Source organism: Streptomyces sp. NRRL WC-3549, assembly GCF_000721935.1.
Taxonomy (GTDB): Bacteria; Actinomycetota; Actinomycetes; order Streptomycetales; family Streptomycetaceae; genus Streptomyces.
On record NZ_KL585398.1, the window covers coordinates 106,536 to 113,905 of the forward strand.

Genomic DNA, 7,370 nt, shown 5'->3' on the forward strand with positions numbered 1-7,370 from the left:
TTCGGCAGCCGCAGCCGGCGCATCTGGAGCGTACGCATCAGGCCGTACGCCACCGCGCCGCGCTTGGGCTGATCCGGGAAGCGCTCCTTGAGCTGCCGCTTCAGCCGGAAGCCGAGCCCGATGGAGTCCACCACGATCAGCACGATCACGCCGAGCCAGAGCAGCAGCGAGATGTTCTGGATGTTGCGGACCTGGATCACGCTGAGGATCAGGATGATCACCGCGAGCGGAAGGAAGTACTCCGCGATGCAGAAGCGCGAGTCCACGAAGTCGCGGACGTAGCGCCGCACGGGCCCCTTGTCGCGCACCGGCAGATAGCGCTCGTCACCCGAGGCGAGGGCCTCACGCTGCCTGGCCAGGTCGGCACGGCGTGCCTCCCGCTGACGCTTCATGGCGGCCTTGCGGTCCAGCGGCGCGCCGCTGGAGGCCCGCCGGCGCTGTGTCTGGGCCTCACTTCGCTTGGGGGTGGGGCGACCCTTGGGTGCCTGCGGGTCGCGGGGCTGCTTGGAGAGGTCCGCCGTCACCTTGCCGGTGGGGGCCTTCTCTTCCTTGGAACGGCTACGGAACACAAGGCCCAAGGGTACGGGGTCGCCCCGGGCAACCAAGGACCGGGCGGGAACGATCCGGCAACGGACGGCGTCCTGACATGTACCCCGAGAGGGGCAGAACGGGCGATGCCGACGCTTTCCCGGGGGGCCTCTACTCCCTGGGCGGGAGCGGTCACCGGCGGCAGTCGTCCTTGCGGAGGACCACATCCGCGCCCGAACAGTGCGGTAATAGAGGTAGGGCCCGTACTGTGGGTTCTGTTGGAGTGCTGGAGTTCAGTCCGTCAGAAGGGGGCGCGCGAAGCCCATGAGCGGTGTCATGAAGCGTATGGGGATGATCTTCCGCGCGAAGGCAAACAAGGCCCTTGACCGGGCCGAGGATCCGCGCGAGACCCTCGATTACTCGTACCAGAAGCAGCTGGAGCTGCTTCAGAAGGTGCGCCGCGGCGTCGCCGATGTGGCGACCTCGCGCAAGAGGCTGGAGTTGCAGCTCAACCAGCTGCAGGGCCAGTCCGGCAAACTGGAGGACCAGGGCCGCAAGGCGCTGGCGCTGGGCCGAGAGGACCTGGCCCGCGAGGCGCTGTCGCGGCGTGCCGCCCTCCAGCAGCAGGTCACCGACCTGGAGACGCAGCACCAGACGCTGCAGGGCGAGGAGGAGAAGCTCACCCTCGCGGCCCAGCGTCTGCAGGCCAAGGTCGATGCCTTCCGGACGAAGAAGGAGACCATCAAGGCCACCTACACCGCGGCCCAGGCGCAGACCCGGATCGGGGAGGCCTTCTCCGGAATCTCCGAGGAGATGGGCGACGTCGGCCTCGCGATCCAGCGGGCCGAGGACAAGACCCAGCAGCTCCAGGCCCGTGCCGGAGCCATCGACGAGCTGCTGGCCTCCGGGGCCCTGGACGACCCGTCGGGGACGGCCAAGGACGACATCGCGGCCGAGCTGGACCGGATCTCGGGCGGCAGCGATGTAGAACTGGAGCTGCAGCGCATGAAGGCCGAGCTGGCCGGCGGTCCCTCGGGGCAGCAGCAGGCCATCGAGGGCGGTGCCCAGGACGCGGCACCGCAGTCGCAGCAGTCCCCGCACAAGTTCGACAAGCAGTGAGGGCGGCGTCATGATCGTACGGGTCATGGGAGAGGGCCAGGTCGAGCTGGCCGACAGTCACTTCGCGGAGCTGAACAAGCTCGACGACGACCTGCTCACCGAGATGGAGAACGGTGACGGGCCCCGCTTCCGGGCCACGCTCCACGCGCTCCTGGACAAGGTGCGCGAGCTCGGCACCCCGCTGCCCGACGACTCCCTGGAGCCGTCCGAGCTGATCCTGCCGGCCCCCGACGCCACCCTCGAAGAGGTCAGCGCCATGCTCACCGACGACGGGCTGATCCCCGGCTGAGCGGACCCCGCACTCCACACCGCGCCCCGCCCCGGCCCCACCGGTGCGGGGCGCGGTGGTGCCCGGGGCGTACCGCGACCGGGCACGGTCCCGGTACGGCACGCCGTACCGTTGCTCGACGTGACCACCCTCGGAACCGGGCTCGTGCGGAGCCGCCGCTGGCTGCGCCGCCACCCCCTCGCGTTCGACGGGGCGCTCGCCGCGGCCGTGCTCCTGTGCATGCTCTGCGCGTCGTTCGCCGAGCCGAACCAGGGACACGGGCCCACCTTCGGCGTCCGTGCCCCCGCCGCCTCCGGCGTGCTGCTGATGGTGCTCGGCGCCGCGGCCCTGGTGCACCGGCGGCGCCGGCCCATGGCGGTGCTCGCCGTGACCGGACTGCTCGCCGCGGCCGAGTTCCTGCTGGCCGACCCGCCCGCCCCGGTGGTGATGAGCGCGGTCGTCGCCCTGTACACCGTGGCCTCCCGCACCGACCGTCCCACCACCTGGCGGGTCGGCCTGCTCACCATGCTCGTGCTGACCGCGGCGGCGATGGTCGCCGGCTCGTCCCCCTGGTACGGCCAGGAGAACGTCGCCGTACTCGCCTGGACCGGCCTGGCGGGCGCCACCGGGGACGCCGTACGCAGCAGGCGGGCGTTCGTCGACGCGATCAGGGAGCGGGCCGAGCGGGCCGAGCGCACCCGCGAGGAGGAGGCCCGCCGCCGGGTCGCCGAGGAGCGCCTGCGGATCGCCCGTGATCTGCACGACGTGGTGGCCCACCACATCGCCCTGGTCAACGTGCAGGCCGGGGTCGCCGCCCACGTCATGGACCGGCGCCCGGACCAGGCCAAGGAGGCGCTCGCCCACGTACGGGAGGCCAGCCGCTCCGCGCTCGACGAACTGCGGTCCACCGTGGGGCTGCTGCGCCAGTCCGGCGACCCGGCGGCGCCCACCGAACCGGCACCCGGCCTCGCCGTCCTCGGCGGTCTGCTCGACACCTTCCGCAACGCGGGCCTCCCCGTGGAGGTGGCCTGCACCGACCGCGGCGGCCTCCCGGCCGCGGTGGACCTGACGGTCTACCGGATCATCCAGGAGGCGCTGACCAACGTCCGCAAGCACGCGGGTCCCGGCGCCAGGGCCGAGGTGAGCGTCGTGCGGGTCGGGACGACCGTGGAGATCACGGTCCTCGACGGCGGCGGGCGGTCCGCCGGGGCGGTTCCCGGCGGCGTCCCGGGGCCGCGGCGGGCGGACGGGGGCGGCCACGGCCTCGTCGGCATGCGCGAACGCGTCGTCGCGCTCGGCGGCACCCTCGCCGCGGCACCCCGGTACGGCGGCGGCTTCCGCGTGCATGCGATCCTGCCCCTCACGTCCCGCACGGGTGAGCCGGAGGTGCCGGGCCCGGCGGACAGGACGGGGGGACGCGGATGACACCGATCAAGGTGCTGCTCGCCGACGACCAGGCACTGCTGCGCAGCGCGTTCCGGGTGCTGGTCGACTCGGAGCCCGACATGAGGGTCGTCGGAGAGGCGGCGGACGGCGCGGAGGCCGTCGCGCTGGCCCGCTCGACGGGGGCGGACGTGGTCCTCATGGACATCCGGATGCCCGGCACCGACGGGCTCGCCGCGACCCGGACCATCAGCGCGGACCCGGAGCTGGCCGGGGTACGGATCGTCATGCTCACCACCTTCGAGGTGGACGAGTACGTGGTGCAGGCGCTGCGCGCGGGCGCGGCCGGCTTCCTCGGCAAGGGCGCCGAGCCCGAGGAGCTGCTGAACGCCATCCGGATCGCCGCGGCCGGCGAGGCACTGCTCTCCCCGGCCGCGACCAAGGGGCTCATCGCCACGTTCCTCGCACAGGCCCCCGGCGCCGGCCGGGACCCGGGCGAGACCGCCGCGTACGCCGAACTGCTCAGCGCGCTCACCGGGCGCGAGCGGGAGGTGCTCGTCCTGGTCGCGGGCGGGCACTCCAACGACCGGATCGCCGAGCGGCTGGCCGTCAGCCCCCTCACCGTGAAGACCCATGTGAACCGGGCCATGGCGAAGCTCGGCGCCCGGGACCGGGCCCAACTGGTCGTCATCGCCTACGAATCGGGGCTGGTGCGCCCGCGGGCGGAGTAGCGGACGGGGACCCGGCGTACTCCAGCTGCGGTATGCGCGGGGTGAGAAAGCCGCCCGGGGGCCGACGATTCCGGCCGTGGGATCCGTCATCGTATGGATGGGCGGGCGTGTCCCCGATCTCCGGACGGCCGCCCTACCTGCCGCGTACACCACAGAAGAGAGAACCACCCATGTCCTGGCTGTCCAGATTCAGCCTCGCGCAACGGGCGCTGATCGGGCTGATCTCGATCGTCGCTCTCGTGTTCGGAGCGATAGCGATCCCGCAGCTCAAACAGCAGCTGCTGCCGACCATCGAGCTCCCGATGGTGTCGGTGCTGGCCCCCTACCAGGGCGCGTCCCCCGATGTGGTGGAGAAGCAGGTCGTCGAGCCCCTCGAGAACGCCATCAAGGCCGTCGACGGCATCGAGGGCATCACCTCGACCGCCGGCGAGGGCAACGCCGTCGTCATGGCGACCTTCGACTTCGGTGACGAGGGCACCAAGCAGCTCGTCGCCGACATCCAGCAGGCCGTGAACCGGGCCCGCAACCTGCTGCCCTCCGGCGTCGACCCGCAGGTCGTCGCCGGTTCCACGGACGACATCCCCACGGTGGTGCTGGCCGTCACCTCGGACAAGGACCAGCAGGCCCTCGCCGACCAGCTCGACCGCACCGTCGTTCCCGCGCTGGAGGGCATCGAGGGCGTCGGCCAGGTCTCGGTCGACGGGGTCCGCGAGCTCCAGGTCTCCGTCGTCCCCGACGACAGGAAGCTCGCCGCCGCCGGACTCAGCACCACCGCGCTCTCCCAGGCCCTGCAGGCCGGTGGCGCCACCGTGCCGGGCGGCTCCTTCTCCGAGGCGGGCAAGAGCCGCACCATCCAGGTCGGCGGAGCCTTCACCTCGCTGAAGCAGATCGAGGACCTCCGGGTCTTCGCCAAGGACCCCGCGAGCGGCCAGGCCGGCAAGCCGGTCCGTGTCGCCGACGTCGCCACCGTGAAGCAGGAGCCCGCCACCGCGGTCTCCCTCACCCGGACGAACGGCAGGCCCAGCCTCGCCGTCATGGCGACCATGGACCAGGACGGCAGCGCCGTCGCGATCTCGGACGCCGTCCAGGACCTGCTGCCGGACCTGCGCAAGGACCTCGGGGCCGGCGCCGAGCTGACCGTCGTCTCCGACCAGGGCCCCGCCGTCTCCAAGGCGATCTCCGGGCTGACCACCGAGGGTGCCCTCGGCCTGGTCTTCGCGGTCATCGTGATCCTGCTCTTCCTCGCGTCGCTGCGCTCCACGCTGGTCACCGCGGTCTCCATCCCGCTCTCCGTGGTCCTCGCGCTGATCGTGCTCTGGACCCGCGACCTGTCGCTGAACATGCTCACGCTCGGTGCGCTGACCATCGCGATCGGCCGGGTCGTCGACGACTCGATCGTGGTGCTGGAGAACATCAAGCGGCACCTCGGCTACGGCGAGGAGCGGCACTCGGCGATCATCACCGCCGTCAAGGAGGTGGCCGGCGCGGTCACCTCGTCCACGCTCACCACCGTCGCGGTGTTCCTGCCCATCGGCCTGGTCGGCGGCATGGTCGGCCAGCTCTTCGGCTCGTTCTCCCTCACCGTCACGGCGGCCCTGCTGGCCTCGCTGCTGGTCTCCCTCACCGTCGTACCCGTCCTGTCGTACTGGTTCCTGCGCGCGCCGAAGGGCACCGCGCGAAACCCGGAGGAGGCGCGCCGCCAGGCCGAGGAGAGGGAGGCGGCCGGCCGGCTCCAGCGGATCTACGTACCGGTGCTGCGCTTCGCCACCCGGCGCCGCGTCACCAGCGTCGTCATCGCCCTCGTGGTGCTGCTCGGCACCTTGGGCATGGCGCCCCTGCTGAAGACCAACTTCTTCGACCAGGGGGAGCAGGAGGTGCTCTCGATCAAGCAGGAGCTGACCCCCGGCACCAGCCTGGAGGCGGCCGACGAGGCCGCGAAGAAGGTCGAGAAGGTGCTCGCCGCGGACGACGGCGTCGAGGACTACCAGGTCACCGTCGGCTCCTCCGGCTTCATGGCGGCCTTCGGCGGCGGTACGGGCGCGAACCAGGCCTCGTACCAGATCACCCTCAAGGACTCCGCCGACTTCGACGCCACGGAGAAGCGGATCACCGGCGCGCTCGGCGAGCTCGACGGCATCGGCGACACGACGGTCGCGGCCGGTGGCGGCTTCGGCAGTCAGGACCTGAGCGTCGTGGTCAAGGCCGCCGACGGCGACGTCCTGAAGAAGGCGTCCGAGATGGTGCGCAAGGAGGTCGCGACGCTCGACGACGTCACCGACGTCCAGAGCGACCTGGCGCAGAGCGTCCCGCGGATCTCCGTCAAGGCCAACGACAAGGCCGCGGACGCGGGCTTCGACCAGGCCGCCCTCGGCGGCGTCGTCGCGGGCGCGGTGCGCGGCACCCCGTCGGGCAAGACCGTCATGGACGACACCGAGCGCGACGTCGTCGTCCGGTCCGCCCACCCGGCCACCACCATGGCCGGCCTCAAGGCCCTTCCGCTGGGCCCGGTCAAGCTGGGCGACATCGCGGACGTCGAGCTCGTCCCCGGCCCGGTGTCGATGACCCGGATCGACGGGCAGCGGGCGGCGACGGTCACCGCCAAGCCGACCGGTGACAACACCGGCGCGGTCAGCGTCTCGCTCCAGCAGAAGATCGACGCCCTGGACCTCCCGGAGGGCGCCACCGCGACCATCGGCGGTGTCACCCAGGACCAGGACGACGCCTTCATGAAGCTGGGCCTCGCCATGCTGGCGGCCATCGCGATCGTGTTCATGCTGCTGGTGGCGACCTTCCGGTCGCTGATCCAGCCGCTGATCCTGCTGGTCTCCATCCCGTTCGCCGCGACGGGCGCCCTCGGCCTCCTGCTCGTCACCGGCACCCCGATGGGTGTCCCGGCGATGATCGGCATGCTGATGCTGATCGGCATCGTGGTGACCAACGCGATCGTGCTGATCGACCTGATCAACCAGTACCGGGCGCAGGGCATGGGCGTCGTCGAGGCCGTGATCGAGGGCGGGCGCCACCGGCTGCGCCCGATCCTCATGACGGCCCTGGCGACGATCTTCGCGCTGGTGCCGATGGCGCTCGGCGTCACCGGCGAGGGCGGCTTCATCTCGCAGCCGCTGGCGGTCGTGGTGATCGGCGGTCTGATCACCTCGACGCTGCTGACCCTGCTCCTGGTACCGACGCTCTACGCGACGGTCGAGCTCCGCAAGGAGCGCCGCGCGAAGAACAAGGCGGCCAGGCGGGCGGCGAAGTCCGGCGACACGGCCTCTGAGCCGTCGGCAGAGACCAGCGACGAGCCGGAGCCCGCGAAGGCCTGACGGCCGCCGCACCGGACA

6 protein-coding genes are annotated in these 7,370 nt (G+C 71.8%); 5 read left to right on the forward strand and 1 reads right to left on the reverse strand.

The window, feature by feature from the left end:
- Positions 1-569: DUF3043 domain-containing protein (locus tag IH13_RS0114815; protein WP_031084601.1), on the reverse strand; the 569-nt coding region annotated here is incomplete at its 3' end.
- 295 nt (positions 570-864) lie between these two features.
- Between IH13_RS0114815 and IH13_RS0114820 the strand changes: the two genes are divergently transcribed.
- The 5 genes from IH13_RS0114820 to IH13_RS0114840 all read left to right on the forward strand — a co-directional run bounded on the left by IH13_RS0114820 (position 865) and on the right by IH13_RS0114840 (position 7,352).
- Entirely contained in the window at positions 865-1,647 is a 783-nt protein-coding gene (locus tag IH13_RS0114820) for a PspA/IM30 family protein (protein WP_031084603.1), read from the forward strand.
- A 10-nt stretch (positions 1,648-1,657) separates the two neighbouring features.
- Positions 1,658-1,936, forward strand: a complete 279-nt coding sequence (gene pspAA, locus IH13_RS0114825) for a PspA-associated protein PspAA (protein WP_031084606.1) — start codon at positions 1,658-1,660, stop codon at positions 1,934-1,936.
- A gap of 120 nt (positions 1,937-2,056) precedes the next feature.
- Positions 2,057-3,340 (forward strand): sensor histidine kinase, encoded by a 1,284-nt coding sequence (locus IH13_RS0114830; RefSeq protein ID WP_110085010.1) that lies wholly within the window; start codon positions 2,057-2,059, stop codon positions 3,338-3,340.
- A complete protein-coding gene (locus IH13_RS0114835) occupies positions 3,337-4,029 on the forward strand; it encodes a response regulator (protein ID WP_031084609.1) in 693 nt (230 codons plus the stop codon). Before IH13_RS0114830 ends, IH13_RS0114835 begins: the two co-directional genes overlap by 4 nt.
- A 170-nt stretch (positions 4,030-4,199) precedes the next feature.
- Entirely contained in the window at positions 4,200-7,352 is a 3,153-nt protein-coding gene (locus IH13_RS0114840; RefSeq protein WP_031084611.1) for an efflux RND transporter permease subunit, read from the forward strand.
- The last annotated feature ends 18 nt before the right edge of the window (positions 7,353-7,370 follow it).

Excerpts from the sequence above, each read along its gene's own strand:
- IH13_RS0114820 (WP_031084603.1), top strand. The coding sequence starts at position 865 with ATGAAGCGTATGGGGATGATCTTCCGCGCGAAGGCAAACAAGGCCCTT.
- pspAA (WP_031084606.1), top strand. The coding sequence starts at position 1,658 with ATGATCGTACGGGTCATGGGAGAGGGCCAGGTCGAGCTGGCCGACAGT.
- IH13_RS0114835 (WP_031084609.1), top strand. The coding sequence starts at position 3,337 with ATGACACCGATCAAGGTGCTGCTCGCCGACGACCAGGCACTGCTGCGC.
- IH13_RS0114840 (WP_031084611.1), top strand. The coding sequence starts at position 4,200 with ATGTCCTGGCTGTCCAGATTCAGCCTCGCGCAACGGGCGCTGATCGGG.